19 protein-coding genes are annotated in these 24,283 nt (G+C 34.8%); 7 read left to right on the top strand and 12 right to left on the bottom strand.

What is annotated here, in order from left to right:
* Window positions 1-194 precede the first annotated feature (194 nt).
* From CW751_RS09850 to CW751_RS09815, 8 genes are all read right to left on the bottom strand, one after another.
* Complete coding sequence (locus CW751_RS09850; RefSeq protein WP_101334840.1) at window positions 195-893, bottom strand: RluA family pseudouridine synthase; 699 nt, start codon at window positions 891-893, stop codon at window positions 195-197.
* Window positions 894-905: 12 nt separating this feature from the next.
* On the bottom strand, window positions 906-1,721 hold the full coding sequence (panB, locus tag CW751_RS09845; protein WP_101334839.1) for a 3-methyl-2-oxobutanoate hydroxymethyltransferase: 816 nt from the start codon (window positions 1,719-1,721) through the stop codon (window positions 906-908).
* 223 nt (window positions 1,722-1,944) lie between these two features.
* Window positions 1,945-2,442 carry a transposase gene (locus CW751_RS09840; protein ID WP_101334838.1) on the bottom strand — a complete coding sequence of 166 codons (498 nt, stop codon included), beginning with the start codon at window positions 2,440-2,442 and terminating at the stop codon, window positions 1,945-1,947.
* A gap of 311 nt (window positions 2,443-2,753) precedes the next feature.
* Complete coding sequence (locus CW751_RS09835; protein ID WP_101334837.1) at window positions 2,754-3,662, bottom strand: bifunctional metallophosphatase/5'-nucleotidase; 909 nt, start codon at window positions 3,660-3,662, stop codon at window positions 2,754-2,756.
* A gap of 6 nt (window positions 3,663-3,668) precedes the next feature.
* The gene (locus CW751_RS09830) at window positions 3,669-4,355 is read right to left on the bottom strand and encodes a 5'-nucleotidase C-terminal domain-containing protein (RefSeq protein ID WP_205677814.1); all 687 of its coding nucleotides are present in this window, start codon (window positions 4,353-4,355) and stop codon (window positions 3,669-3,671) included.
* Between the two features lie 39 nt (window positions 4,356-4,394).
* On the bottom strand, window positions 4,395-6,689 hold the full coding sequence (locus CW751_RS09825) for an endonuclease (protein WP_101334835.1): 2,295 nt from the start codon (window positions 6,687-6,689) through the stop codon (window positions 4,395-4,397).
* A 19-nt stretch (window positions 6,690-6,708) separates the two neighbouring features.
* On the bottom strand, window positions 6,709-9,435 hold the full coding sequence (locus CW751_RS09820; protein WP_165779279.1) for a TonB-dependent receptor: 2,727 nt from the start codon (window positions 9,433-9,435) through the stop codon (window positions 6,709-6,711).
* A 61-nt stretch (window positions 9,436-9,496) separates the two neighbouring features.
* On the bottom strand, window positions 9,497-10,519 hold the full coding sequence (locus tag CW751_RS09815) for a lamin tail domain-containing protein (protein WP_101334833.1): 1,023 nt from the start codon (window positions 10,517-10,519) through the stop codon (window positions 9,497-9,499).
* A 550-nt stretch (window positions 10,520-11,069) separates the two neighbouring features.
* On the opposite strand from CW751_RS09815, the gene CW751_RS09810 reads away from it, so the two are divergent.
* The 6 genes from CW751_RS09810 to CW751_RS09785 all read left to right on the top strand — a co-directional run bounded on the left by CW751_RS09810 (window position 11,070) and on the right by CW751_RS09785 (window position 18,982).
* The gene (locus CW751_RS09810) at window positions 11,070-13,250 is read left to right on the top strand and encodes a S9 family peptidase (RefSeq protein WP_101334832.1); all 2,181 of its coding nucleotides are present in this window, start codon (window positions 11,070-11,072) and stop codon (window positions 13,248-13,250) included.
* A 323-nt stretch (window positions 13,251-13,573) separates the two neighbouring features.
* On the top strand, window positions 13,574-14,860 hold the full coding sequence (locus CW751_RS09805) for a citrate synthase (protein ID WP_101334831.1): 1,287 nt from the start codon (window positions 13,574-13,576) through the stop codon (window positions 14,858-14,860).
* Between the two features lie 190 nt (window positions 14,861-15,050).
* Window positions 15,051-15,902 carry an MBL fold metallo-hydrolase gene (locus CW751_RS09800; RefSeq protein ID WP_101334919.1) on the top strand — a complete coding sequence of 284 codons (852 nt, stop codon included), beginning with the start codon at window positions 15,051-15,053 and terminating at the stop codon, window positions 15,900-15,902.
* Window positions 15,903-15,937: 35 nt separating this feature from the next.
* Window positions 15,938-17,182: an SPOR domain-containing protein gene (locus CW751_RS09795; RefSeq protein WP_101334830.1), complete on the top strand. Its 1,245-nt coding sequence runs from the start codon at window positions 15,938-15,940 to the stop codon at window positions 17,180-17,182.
* A 35-nt stretch (window positions 17,183-17,217) separates the two neighbouring features.
* The gene (locus CW751_RS09790) at window positions 17,218-18,036 is read left to right on the top strand and encodes a 1-acyl-sn-glycerol-3-phosphate acyltransferase (RefSeq protein ID WP_101334829.1); all 819 of its coding nucleotides are present in this window, start codon (window positions 17,218-17,220) and stop codon (window positions 18,034-18,036) included.
* A 1-nt stretch (window position 18,037) separates the two neighbouring features.
* Window positions 18,038-18,982: a GNAT family N-acetyltransferase gene (locus CW751_RS09785; RefSeq protein WP_240612560.1), complete on the top strand. Its 945-nt coding sequence runs from the start codon at window positions 18,038-18,040 to the stop codon at window positions 18,980-18,982.
* Between the two features lie 73 nt (window positions 18,983-19,055).
* On the opposite strand, the gene CW751_RS09780 is transcribed toward CW751_RS09785, so the two are convergent.
* Entirely contained in the window at window positions 19,056-20,867 is a 1,812-nt protein-coding gene (locus CW751_RS09780; protein ID WP_133122193.1) for a T9SS type A sorting domain-containing protein, read from the bottom strand.
* 70 nt (window positions 20,868-20,937) lie between these two features.
* Here CW751_RS09780 and CW751_RS09775 point away from each other — a divergent pair, with 70 nt between their 5' ends.
* The gene (locus tag CW751_RS09775) at window positions 20,938-21,558 is read left to right on the top strand and encodes a hypothetical protein (protein ID WP_101334827.1); all 621 of its coding nucleotides are present in this window, start codon (window positions 20,938-20,940) and stop codon (window positions 21,556-21,558) included.
* Between the two features lie 7 nt (window positions 21,559-21,565).
* On the opposite strand, the gene CW751_RS09770 is transcribed toward CW751_RS09775, so the two are convergent.
* From CW751_RS09770 to CW751_RS09760, 3 genes are read right to left on the bottom strand one after another with little or no spacing between them, the layout of a single operon-like run.
* A complete protein-coding gene (locus CW751_RS09770) occupies window positions 21,566-22,600 on the bottom strand; it encodes a helix-turn-helix transcriptional regulator (RefSeq protein WP_101334826.1) in 1,035 nt (344 codons plus the stop codon).
* 9 nt (window positions 22,601-22,609) lie between these two features.
* Window positions 22,610-23,569, bottom strand: coding sequence for a M48 family metallopeptidase (locus CW751_RS09765; RefSeq protein ID WP_101334825.1), 960 nt, complete (start codon window positions 23,567-23,569; stop codon window positions 22,610-22,612).
* An 18-nt stretch (window positions 23,570-23,587) separates the two neighbouring features.
* A complete protein-coding gene (locus CW751_RS09760) occupies window positions 23,588-24,151 on the bottom strand; it encodes a LemA family protein (protein ID WP_101334824.1) in 564 nt (187 codons plus the stop codon).
* Window positions 24,152-24,283: the final 132 nt, after the last annotated feature.

The following is a 24,283-nucleotide window of genomic DNA, read 5'->3' as shown; positions in this document are numbered from 1 at the left end:
GCTTCCGCCCCATTTTCTATTACTTCCCCCATAACAACTGTCTTTCCGACAGAGTGAAACGACGAGGAATCTCTTTTTTCTTATCCTAAATGTCAATAAATGAAAGCAACACGGATTATCACGGATTTTTAATTCACCGTAAAGACTGGCATGTCTAAAAAATTAGATGTTAGACAAAGTCTAATGACTAACATCTAAATGTCTACAGTCTTTTCCACTTCCTTCTCAAACCACTTCCACAACGGGTCATTCGGAACCTTTGCAGTAATTTCAATCGGTTCTTTTTTCACAGGATGAATGAATGTTGCGCTTCTTGCGTGCAAAGAAATACTTCCGTCTTTATTCGAACGTTTCGCACCATATTTCACATCACCTTTGATAATACAACCAATATTTGAAAGTTGCGTTCGGATTTGATGATGACGACCTGTTTTTGGGTGTACTTCTAACAAATAATACCTGTCGCTTTGGGCAATCAGTTTGTAGTCTAAAACAGACTCTTTTGCTTCTGGAGTTCCTTTTTTAACGGAATAACTTTTATTTTGCTTCTTATTCTTTTTCAAATAATCGAGCAAACATCCGCTATCTTCTTTGGGTTTCGATTCAACGATGGCCCAATATACTTTCTGAACCTCCTGTTTTTTGAACAGTTCATTCATTCTAGAAAGCGCCTTACTTGTTTTTGAAAAGATAACTAATCCAGAAGTAGGGCGGTCTAAGCGATGAATCACACCGCAAAAGACGTTGCCCTTCTTATCATATTTTTTGGCCAACCAACGTTTGATTTTTTCTGGTAAAGGTTCATCTCCAGTTTTATCGCCTTGCGTGATGTCACCCGAAGCTTTATTTACCGCAATAAGGTGATTATCCTCATAAACAACGTTGACAGCCATTGTATTTTCTATTTAGTATTGTTCGTTTTCATTTGGAAAATCTCCAGAACGGACATCTCCGATATAACTTTGAACAGCTTTGGTCATTTCTTCGTATAAATTGTGGTATTTACGCAAGAAACGTGGATTAAACTCATTGTTGATTCCCAACATGTCATGCACCACCAAAACTTGACCGTCAACACCTCCACCAGCGCCAATTCCAATAATTGGAATGTTCACTTCTTTGGCTACTCGTGCGGCCAAATCTGCAGGAATTTTCTCCAAAACAATAGAAAAACATCCCGCTGCTTCCAATGCTTTTGCATCTTCAATCAAACGATTAGCTTCTTCATCTTGCTTCGCTCTTACTACGTAAGTTCCAAACTTATAAATAGATTGTGGCGTTAATCCAAGATGTCCCATCACAGGAATTCCAGCAGTTAAGATTCTAGAAATCGATTCCAAAATTTCTTGTCCACCTTCCAACTTCACTGCATGTCCACCTGATTCCTTCATAATTCGAATTGCAGTAGAAAGTGCTTCTTTAGAGTTCCCTTGATAGGATCCAAAAGGCATATCTACGACAACCAAAGCACGCTCAACTGCTCTCACAACTGAAGAAGCATGGTAAATCATTTGATCCAAAGTAATGGGCAATGTAGTTTCGTGACCTGCCATCACATTAGAAGCAGAATCTCCTACTAAAATCACATCAATTCCTGCAGAATCGAGAATCGTTGCCATTGAAAAATCATACCCAGTTAACATCGAAATCTTCTCGTTGTTATCCTTCATTTCTTGTAACACATGAGTGGTTACACGTTTTACATTCTTATGTACAGACATAATTAAAATTGTTTAGATACAAATGTACGAGAACAAATCAAATGAGCGGTGAAATTTGGGAAATTTCACTGCTCATTTGATTTGTAGGGAGAGACGCTTAAGAAAAATTTATATTTTTCTTAAGCAGAGAGAGGGTATTCTTAAAAATTGAAAATTTTCAAGAATAAGGGAGAGGCACAATAGAAAACTTTAAGTTTTCTGTTGTGAGGGAGAGAATACATTATCAATACTTCCAGTCTCTAACATTGTTAATAATATAGTTCTTAACGTTGATATAGTGTTGCTCATCTCTTATTACTTGGTCATTGAAGCTGCTATGCCAAACACCCTTTTCATTACCTAGTTTTAAAGATTTATTTTTGCTTGTAACAGCACCTTTAAACCCTCTAACTATTGCTGATAAGGTTTGAGATGGTGCTTTATACTCTCCAGGAACATTGCTTTTATTTTCAGAATAGCATATTTCCACAAGTGCATGGAAATGATTAGGCATCACAACATATTCGTGAAGTTTAACATTTTTCCTTATTTCTCGGGTAAACTCCCATTCCTCTGCAATGATTTCCCCAAGTTTATTTGGATACATTTTTCCATCCTTGATAGTGCCAAAAAGCCAAAGGTGCTTTCGTGCATCAATAGTGATGAAGTAAAAGCCAATTGATGCGTAATCATAGCCTTTTAAACGAAGACTTTTTCGATTTGGTAATTTAGATTTTTTCATAATATTTTGATTTAGAAATATTAAGATAGTGAAAAATATAAATTAGAAATTTGTTTTTAGGTTAAAAAAAATTGATGTTATTAAAATTAAGATGAGCATTGGCAAAAGGCGATTGCAAACTTTGAGGACGGTTGCAAACTTTGAGGACGGTTGCAAACCGTCCGTACCAAAGCTCATTGAAATTGCATTTATGCAATTTAGGTGAAGTGTTTTTGCTCCTTGCGCTTTGGCGAAAGTCGTGAGAGTGGTATGGACGGTTTGTAACCGTCCGCCCCAACTCGTCCGAAAAATGCGTTTGTTTAGTTGAAAAACTACACTAAAACCAACTCATGACATTTGTGTTTTTTCTTTTCTCCAAGAAAGAAATCAATCCTCCCCAAAGCTAGTCCTGCCCAACCAACCTGGTTAATCAAAACCTTCTCGCCTATTTTGTTTTGATGCACTTCTGGCTTTGGCAAAAAGGTATGCGTATGACCACCGATGATTAAATCGATGTTTTCTGTTTCTGCAGCTAGGGTTTGGTCGTTATCTTTGAACTGTTTGGGTTTGTAGCCCAAATGGGATAGACAAATCACTAAATCACACTCTTCTTCGAAGCGAAGATGTTTAGCGATTCTATTAGCAATTGGAATAGGTTCTTGAAAAACGGTGTCTCCATAATTGGTTTTGGCTACCAATCCTTCAAGTCCAACGCCTAAGCCGAAAACGCCTACTTTAAAAGGTCCTTTTTCAAAGATTTGGTATTCTTTTGTTACGTCTTTCAATTCTGTATTGGTGAAATCATAATTGGAACATACAAAAGGAAAGTCTCCGTGTTGATAAGCGTTTTTAAAACCTTCTAATCCGATGTCGAAATCATGATTTCCCATTGTGGCGCAATCATACCTCATTTGGGACATTAATTTCATTTCTAATTCTCCATGGAATTTATTGAAGTAAGGTGTTCCTTGAAAAATATCTCCAGCATCAAAGAGCAAAACATTTTTCTCTTCTTTTCGTATCCTTTTCAGCAAAGCATGTCTTCTAGCTACTCCTCCTTGGTTTGGGTATTTGGCATGATTCTCTGGAAAAGTTTCAATATTAGAATGTGTATCGTTGGTATGAAGAATTGTAATTTTATCAGCATACTCAGGAACTTTTGGAAAACTTAATAAGCCTGGACTAATGGCTAATCCTGATCCCACAACTAAACTCTTCTGTAAAAATATTCTACGCTCCATATTTACCTAAAGTTTTATACGACCATCAATAATTGGACGCAAGGTATCTATTTTTTCAACTCTTTTTATCAATGCTTCACGCAAGAAAATTCCTGTATCTACGGTTTCATAACTGCGTTTAAAGAAAGACATATTGTCGCCACCTGCTGAAAGATAATCAGTAGTAATTACATACAAAGTATCTTGTAATTCGGCATCTTTAAGAAGACTGAAATCTTCATTAGTTATTTGGAATCCGCCAATTGGCTCTCCTCCAGAATTCCGAAGATAAGCCACAATAGAGTCTAACTCACTTGCTGGCAATTTGGCCAAAACAACCGTATTGTCAAATGGCATTAATCGATAGATATCACCTACTGTAACCTCACCTTTTGAAATCGGTGCTCTTAATCCTCCATGATTCATAACAGAGATAAAATGTTTACCTTTTAGCCAATTGTGTTCTTCTAGATAATTTTCTGTCTCGTCAATCACAAAGTTCCCGAGTGTTCCTTCGGGTCTATTGCGCACAAGATCTTCAGTTGCGTATCCTATTACACGGTTCATATTCTCTGCTAATTCTTTTTTATAAGGCGCAATAAACGCTTGAAGCGAATCATCTGCAGGAACTGAGGTATTGATTTCTACTTTATCGGTTTGGACAAATATGGAAGCAGAAGAGCAGGCCAAAAGACCTGCTCCAATTACTATCATCCAAAAAATCTGAACAATTTTCATGCTTAAATAATATGCTTATTGAACAATAATTCTTTCTAATAAGTTTCCGTGTTCAGTATTAATATTAAGCAAATAAGCACCTGCATTAAAATTGGTAACATCAATTTCTACATACTGATTTGAAGTAGTAAATGTACCCACTTTTCGGCCTGTCATATCGCTCACATCAATTGAATTAATTTCAACTCCATTTAACTGAACATAAACAATTTCGTTACTCGGGTTTGGGAAAATAGTTAAGTTACTTTCAACAAATTCTGTAGACAAACCTAAACCATTACATCCATTTGAGTTATAAGTCATAGCATTAAAGTCAACATAACATGCAAAGTCAACACTATCTACATAAGGATTTCTATTTCCTTGGATGCTATAAATCAATTCATTTCTAGCAATTTCATAACTATCAGGTAAATCAGAAAAATGCCATTGTTTTAAGATTTCTTGATCTTGGTTCGTAGGTAATCCCCAATTGCCAGGAGTCGTCTTTTGGTGATAAGCAGTCGCCATATAAAACTTAGCTCTAGCTGCATTTCCTTTGTTTCGATCCGACGGTTCGTAAACCATTGCACCGTTCGCGTTTTTACCTCTTTTTCCTTCTAAGTATTCAAAAATAACCTCATCAACCACACCCAATGGTAAATTTCCTCTTGGTTGATTGGCTTCCTGTTGATTAATCGGGTATAAATTATGATAATCTACGTATTCTATCTCTTCTTGTCCATAAGTTGAATTTGCAGGATGCGTGGGAAACCAAGAATGAGGATAAGTGTGTTCACGTGAAAACCCTGTATTTGTCCAATCAAAAGCCCCAGAGAAGACTTTTCTTTCTGCAGAATAACAACAAATTACATAACTATCACCACCTGTTGTATCCATAACCTCAAAATTATCCATCATTAATCCTTTGTACATAAAGTAAGAACTTCTTGTATGTGGATTGATTAAATTAGTAAGGTCTCCAATCAAGTTTGGACTAGTAGAAGATATACCTGCATAATAATTACCAATTTCTTCACCACCTGACATTTGATTTCCTTCGAGCTTTTCAACTTGATTGTAGTTTACAAAGTTGTCGAAACCATTCATTGCATAAACTGTAAAATGGTAATCAATATTTGCTCGAATTCCTCTTGGCGTAAATGAATTACTTTCTCCGACATAAGCTACCTGACCATCACCAATAACATCACCTCTCAAGTATTCCGTTCCATCAACTGGCGCACCTGTTGGTGCACTTCCTTTTTTCCACACAACCAAGTAACCTTCTGCATCAGCCGATGCGTCATAATCTACATTTAAAGTATACGCTTCAATGTTTCCAAAAGACAAATTTGTTGCACCATTTGTAGGTTCTGTCGCTAAGTTGTCCGTTCCAATTCCATATAAATTAAGTGTAAATGTTGGCGTATTTGGATCGTCAGAATCTATAGTTAAAACTGACAATCTTGAACCATTTGAAGTTGTAGAGAAGTTAATCGAACCTGACTCAGTATTTCCTCCTCCGATTGCTCCAGGACTTAATGTAGTTGAAAAATCTGCTGCTGCATTTCCTGCGAAGTCTATAGCTGAAACTGTTAAGTTATTCACACCTAGATTCGATAATTCAAAAACTGTTGAAGCACTTGTTCCAATTTCAACAGTTGCACCATCTAATACAGGTACTCCATCGACAGAAACTTCTATCTTTTTATCTGGAGCAATGTATCCAAAAACATCGCTCATACCGCGTGGCAACAATTGGTATAAACCATTGTATTCACTCAATAGACCAACGATTGTTTGTGCACCAGAAGGAATAGTTTGACCATTCATGGAAGTTCCAGAATTAATACGGATTGTTCCCGTATTTGTTCCGTCTGTAAAATCGTAGTTGGTGCTATTTGAGAAAGTGCTCCCCGCATCATTGAAGGTCACATTGTCTATTCTTACCAAACGACCTTCGTAAGTTTCACCAAGATCGACAATATTGATGTTCCAAGCATCTACTTCGTTTGCCGGACCATGGTTTGTCAATGTTGAAATAGGGTCGATTTCTAAAAGACCACTAAAGTCTTTCAACGTTCCTGTTACAGTGACAGAATCTCCTCTATTAACACTATTTGTCAAGTTAAAATCATAGATCGGTATTCCACCTGTTTCATCTTGAATGTAACGAATAGCATTACCAAGTTCACCACCATCTGAAGCAACACCTGTTATGGTTACTTCATTACCTACAGGAAAGCTTCTAGCATCTTCAATGTCATTTTGTGCGAACACAGTTGACAATGAAAACAAAGCTCCGAAAATTAAAAATTTATTTTTCATTATTCTTTTTTTACAATTATTAAAACTCAAACCCTAAAGAGAAGTTTACTCTGATCCCTTGTCCAAAAAACACTGCAGCGGAAGGAGCATCAAATGTACTTCCATTTTGATTATTTCTTGCATCTGAGATGTACATTGAATTAAGCGCATTAAATACGTTTCCTCTTAAAACTAAACTTGACTTTTCAAATTTGAAACGGTATCCGGTATGGAAAGATAATATTCCATAAGAGGGTATTTGCCAAGATTCTGTTCCCCCATTTCCGTTAGCAACACTAAGAGAGAATGGATCAAAATCACTATAATAGCGATCAAAATAAGTATATCCTGCTTTTACATACAATCGAGGGATTGGTTCATAGCGTATTGCACCAGCATAAGTACTTTGCGCAGCATCACCAACGTGAACACCTTTTGCATCAAATTCAAAAACTTGCCCTACAACATCTATTTCTTCGGCAGATTGCCATGTCCAATCTCCTATTGAAACCATTCCTTCAATAGCTAAGTTGGGGAGAATTTTATAAACTCCATCAAACTCAATTCCCATGTGCAATGCATCCATTCCATTCACATTAGCTACCACAAACTCAGTTGGATCGTTCGGGTCAGGCACAGAAACTCCAAAAGGAAATGGTTTATTTTCCCAATAAGTGAAGTATCCATTTACATTGGCACTAAATCTTTTTGAACGGTACCCATATCCCGCTTCAAAAGCCATGATATTCTCATTCAATATTTCTTCAAAGTATTCATTTGTCGTATTGTCAATAACATTACTAAACTGCGGCGTTCTAGAAAGGTAACCTGCATTTACAAAAACATTCATTCGTTCTGTAATGTTGAAATTTGCTCCTGCTTTAGCTGTAAATCCAGCCAACCATTTCCAATCTGTTTGATTATATTTCAAATCTGGGTGATTAGGGTGGTAGTATTCCCCATCATAATTCACCACATCTTCACCACCGATATAAAGTGTAGTGTCTGATAAATGAATTTCTCTTTTCTTGTGATAGTCAATACCTTTATATCCATTTACTACTGTTGATAAGTTAACAAAAGTAGACCATCTTCCTTTTGAATATTCCACTTGACCAAATGCTCCGGCCCATTGAACCAACGCATCTCTGTGGTTATGATAAGGCTTCCATCCTACTTTATCACCCACTTGTTTCATATTTGACATTGCGTTCTGATCATTTGTATTGATCCAGTAGTTTCCACCTAGTAAATCTGCTAATTCCTGGTAATGTTCTCCTTTATAATAACGATAATCTAAACCTCCAGAGACTTTCCAGAACTCATTAATTTCATAATCAAATTGAGAAACTCCGCCAATCCACATGTGATTGTTAACAGCAGAGGTTACTACTTGAGAAGATTTCAATAAAGAAGGATGGTGTGCAGGATCAACTGTTGGTAAAGTTTGCCCCCACTTTTTAACCTCTTGATTATTGGTTATAATTCTGTCCCAATCTACATGGCCTTCTTCATCGTAAACAATCCCACTAGAGTTTTTTAAGCGTTCTCCACCTCCTCTTCCTAAAGAAATATATGCCATATTTGAAATAGAAAGTTTATCGTTCACTTTCCAGAAATCTTTAAGGGTAATTTGCGGTTTATGATAATAGTTTCTTCTTTCAGATCTTTTTACTCTATTTCCATTCTGATCTGTAAAATATCCAAAATGCTGGTTGTGGCGAATTCCCAAATCTGTTTTTGGGGCTCCATCAGGTACATCTATCCCTAATCCGCGTGCATAATCTGCGTCCCAATATTCTATCGGTTGTGTATAAGATCTTTGTCCATGCTCTTGTGGCGCCCCGAATCCACTTAATGAAATTAGGTGTTTACCTACACGCTTTTGAATTTTTAAATAGTAAAAAGCACCTCGTGTTGATAATCCATCAACCCAACCATCACCTTGTTTATATGAACCTGAGAATAAAACACCCCAACCATTTTTTAATTTTCCAGATTTATATGAAAGAGATGTTCTTAAGAAATTTCCTGTTCCATATTCTTGGTTCACTTTGATCATTCGCTTACCTCCTGTTGGCTGCGTAATGATATTCATTGTTCCTCCCACAGAAGGCATCGCCAATTTAGTAGCACCTAATCCACGTTGAACCTGTATTTGATTAGTAATTTGATCTAATCCAAACCAATTACTCCAATACACCCAACCGTTTTCCATGTCATTAACAGGAACACCGTCAATCATAACACCAATATTACGTTGGTTAAATCCTCGAATACTAATTCTCGCATCACCATCTCCACCTCCTTGTTGTGTTGCGTGAACACCTGGAGTGGAATTTAAAACCATTGGTAAATCTTGAGAACCGAGCTCTTCAGTAATTTGTTTCGCTGAAATTCTACTAACAGCCACTGGTGTTTTCCTATCAACAGCTAGCTGACCAATTACTTCGACTTCTTCCATTTCTTGGGTATCTCCCATTGCAAAATCTTTGGTAACAACAGGAGCGTTAATCGTTACTTTTGTTACCAGAGTATCGTAAGAGAACATGGAAACTTTCACTTCGTAGGTTCCATAAGGAAGATTACTTATTTTATAAGAACCGTCTAATTGAGCTTTTGCTCGATATTCCTTGGAGATAAAAATATAAGCACCAATAATGGGTTCGCTAGTAGAATGATCGGTGATTTTTCCTTTTAAAGTTCCATTCTGTGCAAAAACAATTGTAGGAATTAGGAAAGCGAGGAGTAAAATTTTATTTATCACAACTAATATATTGAAATGAAAAAAGGGGAGTAAATTCATCCACTCCCCTTTTCTATTTTATTTATTTCACAATTAAACGACGCGATGAAACCACACCGTTTGCTGTTTTTATATTCACAAGATAAATTCCTGTTTGTTTTCCAATGTTGATTGATTGAATACCTGCTGTATTTTTTTGTTCTAACACTTTTTGACCAACAGCACTATAAACAGTTACATTTACAATTTTTTGGTTTGCATTTAATTCAAAAACACCATTTGAAGAAGGATTTGGATAAATCGCTAAGTTTATTAACTCTTCATTCTCTACTGATAATGGATTACATTCACACGTATGTACACCCAATGTTGCCCAGTTACCTTTAATTCTCGGATCCCCGCTTCCATCTAAAATAGGGTCTCCATTTTGATCCAGCATAGGAATTACAGCTGGAATAGAATCCCATTCTGCTAAAGCATTGAATTTTGCAGGATTTGCAGTTACTCCAGATTTAACAGTTGATTTTCTGATTAAAGAATGATCTTCTGTTACAACAACACCTACACCCACGTAAGGATCCTCTGTTGTCCATCCGTTCATCTCTACTCCTCCATAAGTTCCAAAAGGATCTTCACCTATTTTACCAAATAAGTCAATCAATTGAGTTGTTCCAGCGTCTAAATCAGCCAAAGTTCCTTTTTCAAGTGTAACAGCGTCGTTACCGTTGAAGTACATTGCTTTTGACACGTTGTAATCTGGACAGTAGAAACCATCAGCTTTTACTTGTAAAGAATCCCAAATTGGAGCTTCTTGGCCCGTTCCGTTTTCGTCTCTCTTATCGAGTACAGCCACATACGCACCATAAGGAGGGAGCATACCAGATAACTGAACAGCTGCTTCAGAACCTGCAAATGATGCTCCGTTTGAATAGCGAACAATAATATATTCACTTAAATCAATAGTACTTTGCGTTGGATTGTAAATTTCCAATGCTTTGTTGTTTGACCAACCTTCTACATATTCTGAGATAAATAAATCTGAACAATCTTGAGCACTAACTGAAGCGCTTAAAAGAAGTCCTAAAGAAAGTAAAACTTTTTTCATAATTATTTTATTTTTATTGATAGATTACTGAATATAAAAAAACAAAACAGTTGATTGTTTGAATAAACATTAAGAAGATTACAACTTGTTTTTCATCGTTTTTTTGTTCTTATTGAAATGTGGTTTCAGCGTTCTAATTTTAGCATCAAGGAGAACACATTTCAATTTTCATTACAAAATTAAGGCTTTTTATTGAACCTCATATTATGTAATTATTAACAATTTTTAATTTTTAGTTAATTTACATCCTACATCATAGAAAAATGATCATGCCACACAACTAAAAAATGGAATAATAAAACTCCCAGTTTCAGTTATAACGTACCTTTACAAAATCAAACTGTGAAATATTCGAAAGCTAAACGTTAAATATATGACATGTGAAAAACTTCTGTTTTTTAACAAAAAAAGATCCCTTAACAACGTGTACCCCTCATCTAAAAGTTTAAAAAAATACACTTTGTTATAATTTCAGCGTTCCTCTGAACAAATACACAAATATTCAAGGCTTACTTTTTTTATTTATCTTCGTGAAAAATTGAATTCAAATATGAAAAATACACTTTTAATATACCTTTTTATTTTTTCAACAGGAATACTCCTTGCCAATCCTCAAGACTCACTAAATGTGGAACATATTTGGAAAAAGTACCAGTTTTTCTCAAAAGGTGTTGATGGATTTCGCTCCATGAAAGATGGAGAACACTTTACACGATTCGAAAATATTAACGGAAGAAAGTCAATCATTAAATACGCTTTTAAAGACTTAGAAGCGGAGGGTAAAGTAATAATTGATGCATCAGACCTTGTTTATAAAGGCAAAAAGTTAAATATAGACGGTTATAGTTTCAACGATGACGAAACCAAGATTCTTTTGACTGTAGATAGAAAAAAAAGATACCGTAGAAGTTTTTCAGCCGAATACTTCCTTTTTGATTTGAAAGAAAGAGCACTTACACCACTTGATCCTGAACGTAAACCACAGACATTGGCTACTTATTCTCCTGATGGTAAAAAAATAGCGTATATCCACAAAAATAATTTATACGTAAAAGAAATTGCGAGCAATAAAATCATTGCAATTACTAAAGATGGAAAAAGGAATGAAATCATTAACGGAACGACAGACTGGGTATATGAAGAGGAGTTTGCGTTAGTTAAAGCATTTGACTGGTCACCAAACAGTGAGTTTTTAGCATTTCTACGATTTGATGAAAGTAAAGTTAAGGAGTTTACAATGATGTATTATTATGATCTTTATCCTTCCCCTTACACCTTTAAATATCCAAAAACAGGTGAAGACAATTCAAAAGTAACTTTAAACATTGCAACGATCAATACAAATAAAATTGAAAAAGTTGATTTAGGCGATTACGAATATATTCCGCGTATTAAATTCTCCAGCACAGCAAACAAATTATTAGCATTGACATTAAATAGACACCAAAATCATTTAAAGTATCATTGGATCGATGCTGAACGCAAAAAGAAATCAAACCCAGTTATATATGAAGAAATCGATGACGCTTATGTAGAAATCGATGATAATCTCCATTTTTTATCTGATGGAAAACACTTTATGCGAACGAGTGAAAAAGACGGTTATAATCACATATATAAAATTGGTGTAGACGGTTCAAGTCAGCAAATCACTTCAGGAGCCTGGGACGTCATTAATTTCAAGGGTGTAGATGAGGAAAAAGGTTTGATCTATTACACTTCAGCTGAAGAAGGAGCAGCTTTTAAATCGCTATATTCTATTCAATTGGATGGCAGTCAGAAAGTCAAAATTAGCGACAATAAAGGCCAAAACAAGGTAACCTTTGCCAAAGGAATGAAATATTATGTTAATAATTGGTCAAACATTAACACGCCCAATAAATACACTTTGCATCAATCAGACGGCAAACTTATTAAAACCCTTGAGCGTAACGATTTACTTAATGACCGATTGAAAACTTTCAATTTTCAACCAAAAAAGTTCATATCAATACAAGGCGCCGACAAACCATTAAATGCATGGATTTTGTATCCTCCAAACTTTGACAGCACCAAACAATACCCTGTATACCTCCACGTATACGGCGGCCCAGGTTCAAACATGGTTAAAGACGAGTACAACGGTGGAAATGGAGCGTATCATCAACTATTGGCAAAACATGGATACATTGTGATGAGTGTAGATCCACGAGGAACGATGTATCGAGGAGCAAAGTTTAAGAAATCAACCTATTTACAATTAGGTAAACTAGAAACAGAAGATTTAATAGCAGTTGCCAAAACAATTGGTAAATGGAAGTTTGTAGACGCATCAAGAATAGGAATAATGGGATGGAGTTATGGTGGCTATATGGCATCTTTAGCTTTAACAAAAGGAGCTGATTATTTCAAAATGGGCATTGCTGTTGCGCCCGTTACGAATTGGAGATATTACGACAATATCTACACAGAACGATTTATGCGCACACCACAAGAAAACCCTTTAGGCTACGATGACAATTCTCCTATTTATCATGTTGATAAATTAAAAGGTAATTACTTTATTATTCATGGTTCGGGCGATGACAACGTTCATGTTCAAAATGCTATGGAAATGGTTAATGCCTTGGTAGCTGCGGACAAAGATTTCACACAGTTCATCTACCCCAATAAAGACCATGGTATTTATGGTGGTAATACTAGAAATCATTTATATAGAATGATGTTGAATTTTACTTTGAAAAACCTTTAGACGGCTCATTTATTTCATAATTCGTAAAGAAAAAGGGATAAACTTTCGTCTTTTGATTTTAATCTAAATCTATTTTATATGATTAAATATTGAAAATAAACAAGAAGCATATTGCTAGTTGAACCCCTGAATTTCAGAGCTAATAAAATGATTAGAAATTACATAATGCTCATTATTTTAAACCTAATATTAGCGTAGGTCCAAACCAGCATAAAAAAAGATTTATTTTAGCGCAAAATTTGTTAAAAAAACGGCTTCAAAGTGAAAGAATTTATTATCTTAGGCAGCCGAATTAATAGTTAAATAAATAAACGAGTAAGCAAATGAGCGAAACTGCAAAAATAGAAATTGACGGGAAAACCTTTGAATTTCCTGTAATCACTGGTACAGAAAACGAGAAAGCTATAGACATCAAAAAATTGAGAGGTACAACAAACTGTATCACTATAGATCCTGGCTTTAAAAATACAGGAAGTACCACCAGTGCGATCACCTACCTTGATGGAGAAAATGGAATTTTGAGATATAGAGGATATCCCATCGAACAATTAGCAGAAAAAGCCACTTTTTTAGAAGTAGCCTACCTACTTATTTACGGTGAGTTGCCAAAAGAATCAGAATTAAAAGATTTTAAGAAAAGTATTACCAACCATACCTTGGTACACGAGGATATGAAACAATTTTTCGAGGCATACCCTTCTCAAGCACATCCAATGGGTGTATTAGCTTCAATGGTTGTGAGTTTATCTACTTTCTATCCGGAATCACAAGATCCAAACCGTTCAGATGAGGCAGTTGATCTTACAATACATCGTTTATTAGCTAAACTTCCAACTTTAGCGGCCATGTCTTATAAAAATGCAGTTAGACATCCTTTTATTTATCCAAAGAACGAATTAGGTTACATTGAGAACTTCTTAAATATGATGTTTGCAATGCCAACTGAAGATTATAAACCAAACCCAGTCGTTGCATCTGCATTGAATAAACTATTAATTCTTCACGCTGATCACGAACAAAACTGTTCAGCATCTACAGTAAGAATTGTAGGTTCATCTCAAGCTAATCTTTACGCTTCAATTTCTGCAGGAATTTCTGCACTTTGGGGTCCGCTTCACGGTGGAGCCAACCAAGCTGTAATTGAAATGTTAGACAAGATTCAAGAAGACGGTGGTGACCTTGACAAATGGATTGCAAAAGCGAAAGACAAAAATGATCCATTCCGTTTGATGGGCTTCGGACATAGAGTATATAAAAACTTTGATCCACGCGCTAAAATCATTAAGAAAGCTGCTGATGATGTACTAGAACAACTAGGTGTTGACGATCCGGCTTTAGATTTGGCGAAAAAAATGGAAAAAATTGCGTTAGAAGATCCTTACTTTATTGATAGAGGTTTATATCCAAACGTAGATTTCTATTCAGGAATTATCTACAAAGCACTAAACATTCCTTCTGAAATGTTTACAGTAATGTTTGCCCTAGGTAGATTACCAGGTTGGATTGCACAATGGAAGGAAATGAAAGAAAATAAAGAACCAATCGGAAGACCACGCCAGATTTACACTGGAGAAAACGAAAGAGATTACGTTTCCATTGAAAAAAGATAGATTTTAAAATCAATCATATAGAGAAGTCCAAGCAGAAATGTTTGGACTTTTTTCTTATCAATTTTCACTTTAAGACAAGATTGATTAAAATTAGCTTGTGGCTGATGTTGATAAATCTTTACGATCAATCTGTTTTTGCATTCATCAATTCATTGCAATTTTATATATTCACAAAAAAGTCAAGAATAATATGAAAATATATCCGCTAAATACTGGAAACTTTAAATTAGATGGTGGAGCTATGTTTGGTGTAGTTCCTAAAACTTTATGGTCAAGAACCAATGAACCAGACGAAAATAACATGTGTAGTTGGGCTATGCGCTGCATGTTAATTGAAGATGGAGATCGTTTAATGTTAATAGACACAGGAATTGGTGATAAACAAAGTGAGAAATTCTTTTCGTATTATTACTTATTTGGAGATGATTCTTTAAAAGGAAATCTAGATAAACTAGGCTTTTCACCTGATGATATTACAGATGTTTTCCTAACACATTTACATTTTGATCATTGTGGTGGTGCTGTAGAGCGAATTGGAGATAATAAATATGCTCCGGTATTTAAAAATGCTACTTTTTGGAGTACAGAAAAACATTGGAAATGGGCTACAGAGCCAAATGCTAGAGAAAAAGCTTCTTTTTTATCTGAAAACATTCTTCCGATGGAGGAATCTGGCCAGTTGAAGTTTGTCTCAAGAAACGGAGATTATACAAAAGAAGTTTTTAAAGATATCGACTTACTATTTGTTGATGGACATACAGAGAGTCAAATGATTCCACATATTCGATACAAAGGAAAGACTTTGGTTTTTATGGCTGATTTACTGCCTTCGGTTGGTCATATTCCTTTGCCTTATGTGATGGGATACGACACGCGTCCTCTGCTTACTTTATCAGAAAAGGAAAAATTCCTTGAAAAAGCAGTTGATGAAGAATATGTTTTGTTTTTGGAACACGATGTGAACAACGAATGCTGTACCTTAAAACGTACCGAGAAAGGAATTCGACTTGACCAAACATTTAGTTTTAACGAACTATTTTAAGATTTTTATTATCTTTAAATTCAAATAACACTATTATGGATAAATTTATTAAACAACTACTTGAATTACACTCTAAAATTATTCTTCCACAATTTGGAGCAATTGTAATTGAAGATGAAGAAACTGGTGAATTAATGTTTAATGAATACTTGACCTACGATGATGGTAAACTGTCTTCATTAATTCAAGAAGAGTCTAAAAAAGACGAGCAAGAAGCTAAGAACATGGTTGCTAAATTTGTTCGTGAGTTACAAGCTCAATTAGATAAAGGAGAAACTTATGAAATATTTCAATTGGGAACGTTTAATAAAAACGATGATGGAGAAATTGAATTTATCGGGAATTTAAAGTCCGCGAAAACAAAAGAAACTAACAAAGTAATTCCTCCTACTCCATTAAAAGATGAAAAGTCTACTCCAAAACCGGTAAAAGATGTAGTTAAGGAAGAACCAAAGAAATCGAATAGTTCAGAAGTGAAATCAACGCCAAACCCAACTCCCTCTGCAGCAGAACCAAAAAGTGCGCGTAAGAAAAAGAACAGTTATGTTGAGAAAAAAGATAAGTTCCCAAAATCTGATAGCGACAAAGTAAACAAGCAATCAAAAGAAGACACTCCCCCAAAATCTAAACCAGTTAAAAAAGAAAAGAAGAAGAAAGAAAATGTTAGCACTTCAACACCTTTGAAAAAATCGACTGGTAATAAAAAAGAAGAAAAGAAAGAAAAAAAGAAAAAAAGGAAAGTGAGTCCTTTTCTGTGGATTATCTTAATCATACTTGTTTTAGTAGCAGCTGGAAGCGTATATGTAGGACTTAATTATGAAAAGGTCGAAGAATATATGGGCTGGAATAAATTTGAAGGTGAAACAACAGATAAGGATTTAGAAAAGGAAGAGTCTAATGCAGGCGAGGAAGAAATTTTAAAACCTGAAACAGAAACAGCAGTTGAAGATGAAATAGAAGAATCACAAACAGAAGATCTTGATGCTGGAGAAGACAATGAAGCTGCTGCTGAGGATGTTGTTGAAGATGTTGTTGAAACACCAGTAAATAACTCTTCTTCTGGAAACCATCATATAATTATAGGTTGTTTCAGTGAAAAGAGCAACGCCAATAGATTGGTTCAAGAGTTCAAGCAACAAGGATTTGACGCTCAAATAATAGGTCAATATGGTGGTTTACATTTCGTTTCAGCGCAAAGCTACCCAACAGCAAATGCTGCATCAGCAAATTTATCAAAAGTACGTTCCATTAAAAGTGGTGCATGGTTGTTTAATAACTAAGCTTTTAAAGATATAAGGAGTAAATTCATGTTAAAATGAGTGATCAATCTAAAATCATTGATGTTAAACAAGTTATTCATGACAAGAACCCAAATTTATTACGGTTTATGCCTGGATTTGTTGTCCGTTATCTTCAACGAATACTTCATGAGGATGATGTTAATGACTTTATTCAGGAACATAAGAATGATTCACCTATTGAATTCTGCTTATCCGTAATGAAAAAGTTCAATATTGAACTAGAATACGAAGGATTGGAAAATGTACCTACAGAGGGTGGCGCAATCTTAACTATGAATCATCCTTTAGGCGGAATGGATGCAATGGCCTTAGTTGCTGTTTTACATAAAAAGAGGTCTGATTTAAAATTTGTCGTTAACGATGTGCTAATGCATTTAGAAAATTTACAACCGATTTTTGTAGGCGTTAATAAACATGCGAAAAACGCAGCAGCCTCGCTTCGTAAAGTAGATGAAACATTTGCTGGAGATGAACTGCTTTGTATATTTCCGGCAGGATTAGTCAGTCGAAAAACAAATGGAAAAGTTGAGGATTTAAAATGGAAAAAAACATTTGTTACCCGATCAATAAAATACAAAAAAACAATTGTTCCAATTTATATAGACGGAGCGTTGACTAATTTTTTCTATAACCTATACAGCTTTCGCAAAAAGCTGGGTATAAAAGCCAATATTGAGATGTTATACTTAGTAAATGAATTGTATAAACAACACAATAAAAAAATAAAGATTAAATTTGGAGAACCTTTAAATGCTGCGGAATTTGATAAATCAAAATCGCACCAAGAATGGGCACAGCATGTAAAAGAAAAGGTCTATGAATTAAAAGATTAGTATGGCTGAAAAAATAGAAAAAATTATAGATCCAGTCGATCGTGAGTTAATAAAACAAGAGCTAACAAAAGAGCGTTTTGGGCGCACTACGAGAAAAGGTGGAAATGAAATTTATATTATAAACGCCCATAACTCTCCGAATACGATGCGTGAAATCGGTCGTTTACGTGAATTATCATTTCGTTCTGCTGGAGGAGGTACAAAAAAGGCTATTGACATTGATCAATACGATACTTCAGAACTATGCTATCAGCAATTAATTGTTTGGAGTCCAGAAGATGAAGAAATAATAGGCGGTTTACGTTTTATAAATTGTGCTAAAATCATCTCAGACGATAAAGATCAATTTATTCCGATGAGTACTTCTCATTACTTTAAGTTTTCAGAACAATTTAAAAAAGAGTTTCTACCCTATGCGATAGAATTAGGAAGAAGTTGGGTACAACCCATGTATCAACCTAGTGTGAATCCAAGAAAAGGACTGTTTGCTTTAGATAATTTATGGGATGGCTTAGCTGTTTTAACAGTAGTTTATCCGAATTTAAAGTATTTCTTTGGCAAAGTTACGATGTATCCAGATTATCATGAGGAATCTCGTGATTTTTTACTTTTCTTTCTACAAAAGTACTTTCCTGACAAAGACGGTTTAGCCACTTCAATGTATCCATTAAATCAATCGTATGATGCAGAAAAATTCAAAGCTCTGTTAGCAAATAAAGATTTTAAAGAAGGATTTAAAGTCTTAACACATTTCGTTAGAGAAAACGGTGAGAATGTTCCGCCATTAATGAATATCTATATGCACCTCTCCCCTACTATGCGTTCGTTTGGAACAGCCGTAAATCCAGACTTTGGAGGCGTTGAAGAAACAGGTATTGTGGTAACAATTGCTGATATTTATGAAGACAAAAAAGAAAGACATATTTTGCCAATTTTGAATAAGTAAGGATAATAATATAGCCAAAAAACCACACCGTTGAGGCGCTATTCGATTCCCTCTTCGGTATGGTTTTATATCCTTATTGCAAAACAATCTTCTTCACATACTTCTTTTCTCGATGCGTAAATGTCACCAAATAAATCCCTCTTGCATATTGGGCGATGTTCGTTTTTAGCGCACGGTTCTTTTTTATATCCGTAAAACGCTTCAATATTTTACCTGTGATATCGGCAATAAAAATCTCGTCAATATCTTCACTTACCTTAATACTCAAATCTCCTTGAGTTGGATTAGGCCAAACATTCCAGTCTAACTCAATCAATGAATCATTCATTTCTGGATCCTGAACTTCTCCAATTGTAATTGCTCTATCACATTCAGGCATAAATGAATACGTTTCAATTATGCGTACTAGTAAATCATTTAGTAATTCGACCTCGTATTCATCGGTTGAAGGCTCTATGTGCGTATTTCCAATTCCACTATGATTGGTTAAAAAAGCATAGCTTCCATTGGTTCCCAAAGCAAAACAACGCATTAGATATTCGGTATCTTTTTTAATTCCACTAGCTGCCAAAGGAACAATGCGGACTCCTTTTGCAGCAGCTTTTTGTGCGATAGCTTTCAGTTTCTGACGTATTTCAGGTGTATTATGCGGCGGAGCATCTAAGATTAGAAACAGTATTCTTGCTCTAGCTTCCTGACTCCATTTCAAACTATCCAAGGCTTCGTTTAGAGCTACGTCAACTGCTTCTTCGTAATCACCACCTCCACTAGCATGTTGTGCGGTAATAAAGCCAATTGAAGATGACAAAACCGTAGTAAAATCGTGTCTACGCGTTAAATAGTCATCACCATGATCACGATAAAAAACATTTCCAAAATTAAAAGTAAGCTTTGGATGCTCATTTTTTGCCTTGTAAATCACATCATTTAACTCAGCCTTTAGATAATTAATTTCATCTCCCATTGAGCCGGTGGCATCTACAACAAATGCAATATCAACATCACTAATAGGCTTACAATTTGCATCAAGAGTAAAAGTATTTATACCATCTTTAAAGTTTTTTAAACGCTTAATGGTAAATATATCTTCTTGATAATGCACAACTGCAGATGGTTTTATAAACTTTTGATTGGGTAGACTCAAACCACCCCAAAGCTCTGCTTTTCCAGTATTATCTGTACGACTTTCATAAAATACTTTATTTGATTCATTAACAAGTTGAACCAACACATCCACCATTGGATAGCCATTTTCATTTTTTATTTGAACTGTATATCGATCGGTAAAAAACATATCCCATTTTTGTTGATATTTAGAAAGTTCATTTGCTGCAATATCTTTCCACATTTCCCATTTTGTAAAATCATTAATCTCACCAGCTGTTAAACGACCAGGTTTTGTATGTCCTTTTGAAATATCAACTAATGAAGAGGCAGATTTTTCCGTAGCTCTACGTGTGGATTTATGGCTATGGTCGATTTTACTTTCAACAACTGAAAATGAATGGCTCTCTTCATATATGTCAGGAGGGGGAATGTCCTTCTTACTTTCTAATTCAAAAGGTGCAATGTAATCTTCTTTATGGTTCAAGGCGAAGTTTCCTTTCTCATTTCCCATAACATGAATATTCTTTACCAATTCTTCATGTCCTTCATATTGAAAAACAACTTTGTAACTTCCAGTATCTAATTGAACATTAAAGTTTCCTTCGGCATCCGTTAGTACTGAGGCAACCATCTTTTTACCTTTATAAATGTTTACATTTCCATAGCCTAGAGCCATTGAATGTTCAGAATTCATATTTCCAGAGATGGATTGACTAAAAATTGAAAAAGAAAGAAGATTCAGAAATATAAATATGTAAATGTGTTTTAAATCCTTCATGATATTTTGTTTTAATACTGATTTGTACAGCCTAGATTTTAATCGGTTCAAAAAAGTAGTATATTAGGATATGAAAAAAATAATATTGCTCTTATTGCTCTCATTAATCTACAATATCAGCTTTTCACAAGTTAAAGATTCCAGAAAAAGAAAAGACATATTAAAAGAATACGGATTAAAAAGAAATAACCAAACCTTATTTATACTTGGTGGATTTCATATTACAAAAAATACAAATATTGTTATCTCTCCATCATCTGACAATTATACGCAAACCGAAATTGATTTTTATGATCGACATTTTGGTGTTTCTTTTCGATTTTCAAGCAATTGGTATTTTACGCCTAGAAGTAAAAACAGGTGGTATTTTCGAACCAATTGGATAATGGGAGGTTTGGTTTGGGCCGATGGTTTACTTTTTCCAAGTGCACCTTTAAATATTGGTTTTGGTGATAACATTAAACTGTCTAAAGATGTTAATTTAGACTTGACTCTTTCAGGAGGGCTAGCCCTAATTGGGCCAGGTTTTATGAGCGATTATATAAACTATATAGGTGTTATATATCCAGAAATTAAACTACAAACTAAATGGTTCTCAGTTGGATTAATTTACGCAAGATATCCTGAACAATATAAAACTGGAAAATCAATTTACCACACGTTACTCATTGGTTTAAGTAGCGGAATTTAGATCTGAATTATGAAGTTTTTAATCCATAATTATCATTCATCTTTTGAATCCTTTTGATCAATTCATTTCTCAACCCCTCTGGTTGAAGAACCTGAATATCACCACCATAACTTAGCAATTCACGAATTAATTCTTCAGAAACAAGCGCAAACAATTCAAATTTCGTTTCAAGATCATTTTCTTCAGTTACTTGCTGACTAGCATGAAAGGGCTGTGACTTAATATACTTACCTGCGATATTAGAAGCAATGAACACAATTTTTTCAGGTCTTGAATTAGCTGAAGCAGTAATACCAATAGCATGTTTAAAAAACCTGTCAGCTTGAAAGTCTATTGGCTTCTCTCCTGTTTGTTCCACAATTTCTAGGTTTGAAATACGGTCTAATGCATAGGTAATAACACCTTCTTTAACTGAATCATAACTTATTAAATACCATCTATTATTGTACTCTTTTAATAGTAAGGGCGTAACTTTTCTTTGCTTTTTGATTTGCGTAATAAAACTTTCGTAAGTAAAATAAGCCACATGTTGGTTTTGAATTGCCAAAAGAAGAGGTTGCAAATATTCATTACCTTGAATGGCTAGAGATTGCTCAAATTGTATATACTCCTCGATATTAGTGGTTTCTGATTTTCTGGCGTCGGCATCAACATTTACACGATCAATAATTTTATTGAGTGCAAAACCAAAGTTCTGAAACATCTCTGTATCTTTAAATTGAGAAAGCGTGCTTAACGCAAATTGTATTGATGCAATATCATCTTCAGATAAAGGCTTCTCGTTGATTGTAAAATCAGGGTTTTCATAAAAGTATCCTTTAAACTTTTTTGAATATTTAATTGGCGCATCCATTTCATGACGCATAGCAAAGAGGTCTTTTTCAATTGTTGAGTCTGAAATGTGTTTACCACTTGAATCTCCATAGAGTTCCATCTCACATGCTTGCCGAAGATCCATTTTATTCGGATATGGATTGTATTTATTTCCAAGCGCTTTATCTATTACACGGTATCGAATTAACGCATTTTTAATGTGCGGCATAAAAAGATGTTATAATTGTCTCAAAAATTCAATTCTTTTTTCAATTGGTGGATGTGTAGAAAACAAACCTTTAAAAGCACTTGATAATCCAACGGCAGTATCTTTTGGTGTATTCTCTATAAACATTTGTTGCACATCTGCACTCTTAACCTTATCAACATGATGATTTCCAGATATTTTCTCGAGTGCACTGGCTAAACCTAATGGATTTTTAGTCATTTCTGCTGCTCCTGAATCCGCTAAGTATTCTCTTTTTCTACTCAATGCAAGTTTAAACAAAATAGATAAAAAATAAGCAATCGCTGCAAGCACAACTATGACAATCATAACAATTGCACCGCCTTTGCCATCGTCTTTTCTTCTGTTTGAGCGTAAGTTACCATACAACATAGAACGTAAAGCCACCTGCATTATAAAAGAAAATATACCTACAAAAACGATTGAAACAATTAAAAGTTTTACATCATTATTTCTAATGTGCATTAATTCATGAGCGATAACACCTTCTAATTCTTCATCATTAAGTTCATCAATAATTCCTCTTGTTAGGGTAACAGTAAAGTTCTTTTTATTAATTCCGCTTGCAAATGCATTGAGTGCAGAGGTTTCAATAATACGTAATTTTGGCATTTGCATACCAACACTCATACATAAGTTTTCAGTTAGGTTATAAACCCTCATATTATCCTTTCTCGACAAGGAATGAGATTTCGCTGCCTTGTTGATCATTGTAGAGTTAGTAAAATAGGCAATTAAGAACCATATCCCAACAGCAAGGAAAACATAAGGAATAGCAGTTATGAATTGTTCTAAAACAAAGTCAAATGGGTTTTGCTCTTCTTGCGCATAATTAATGATTACAAAAAAGGCAAAAACCATCACAAGCACCAAAAATGGAAATGCCATCAATAATAAAATAGATTTTCTATTATTAGAAGTTATCTGCTGTTGCAGTCCTACATATTTCATGGAGCAAAATGTACTATTTTAGAATTTAACTTCGGGTGCTTTGTCAAGTACCACTCGCTCTGCCTGACCAACATCAAACATTGGTTCTTGTTTAAATCCAAACATTCCAGCAAAAATAACATTTGGGAATTTCTGAACAGAAACATTTAACTCTTTCGTTGAGGAGTTAAAAAACCTTCTTACCGCAGCTAATTTATTCTCAATATCTGAAAGTTCCGTTTGTAGTTGCATAAAGTTACTACTTGCTTTAAGGTCTGGATATGCCTCTACTTGAATGTTTAATCCGCTTAAAGCTGAAGTTAGGTCTTTTTCGGCAGCGATTTTTTCATTCACTGAGCTTGCTCCAACTGCTGCTTGTCTTGCAGTAGTTACTGCTTGTAAAGTACCAGCTTCGTGTTCCATATAACCTTTTACGGCATTTACTAATTGAGGTACTAAGTCGTGTCTCTGTTTTAGTTGAACATCAATATCTGCGAAAGCATTTTCTCTGTTTTCTCTCAGCCTTACCAATGTATTGTAAATGGATATTACCCAAATTACAATAACAGCAACAATTATTATAGCAATCCACATTCCGCTCATAATCTTAAATTTATATTTGAGTTAAAGATACTAATTTGGATTTAATTTTTACAATAACCATTCAAATTAAATCGAGTAGGAAGATAGGGATTAATTCCCTACCTGTCCTCTCACACCACCCTGCATACCGTT

The organism is Brumimicrobium salinarum (genome assembly GCF_002844555.1).
GTDB classification, from domain to species: domain Bacteria; phylum Bacteroidota; class Bacteroidia; order Flavobacteriales_D; family Crocinitomicaceae; genus Brumimicrobium; species Brumimicrobium salinarum.
Note: the sequence above shows the minus strand (reverse complement) of the source record. Positions and strands in the feature narration are given on the sequence as shown.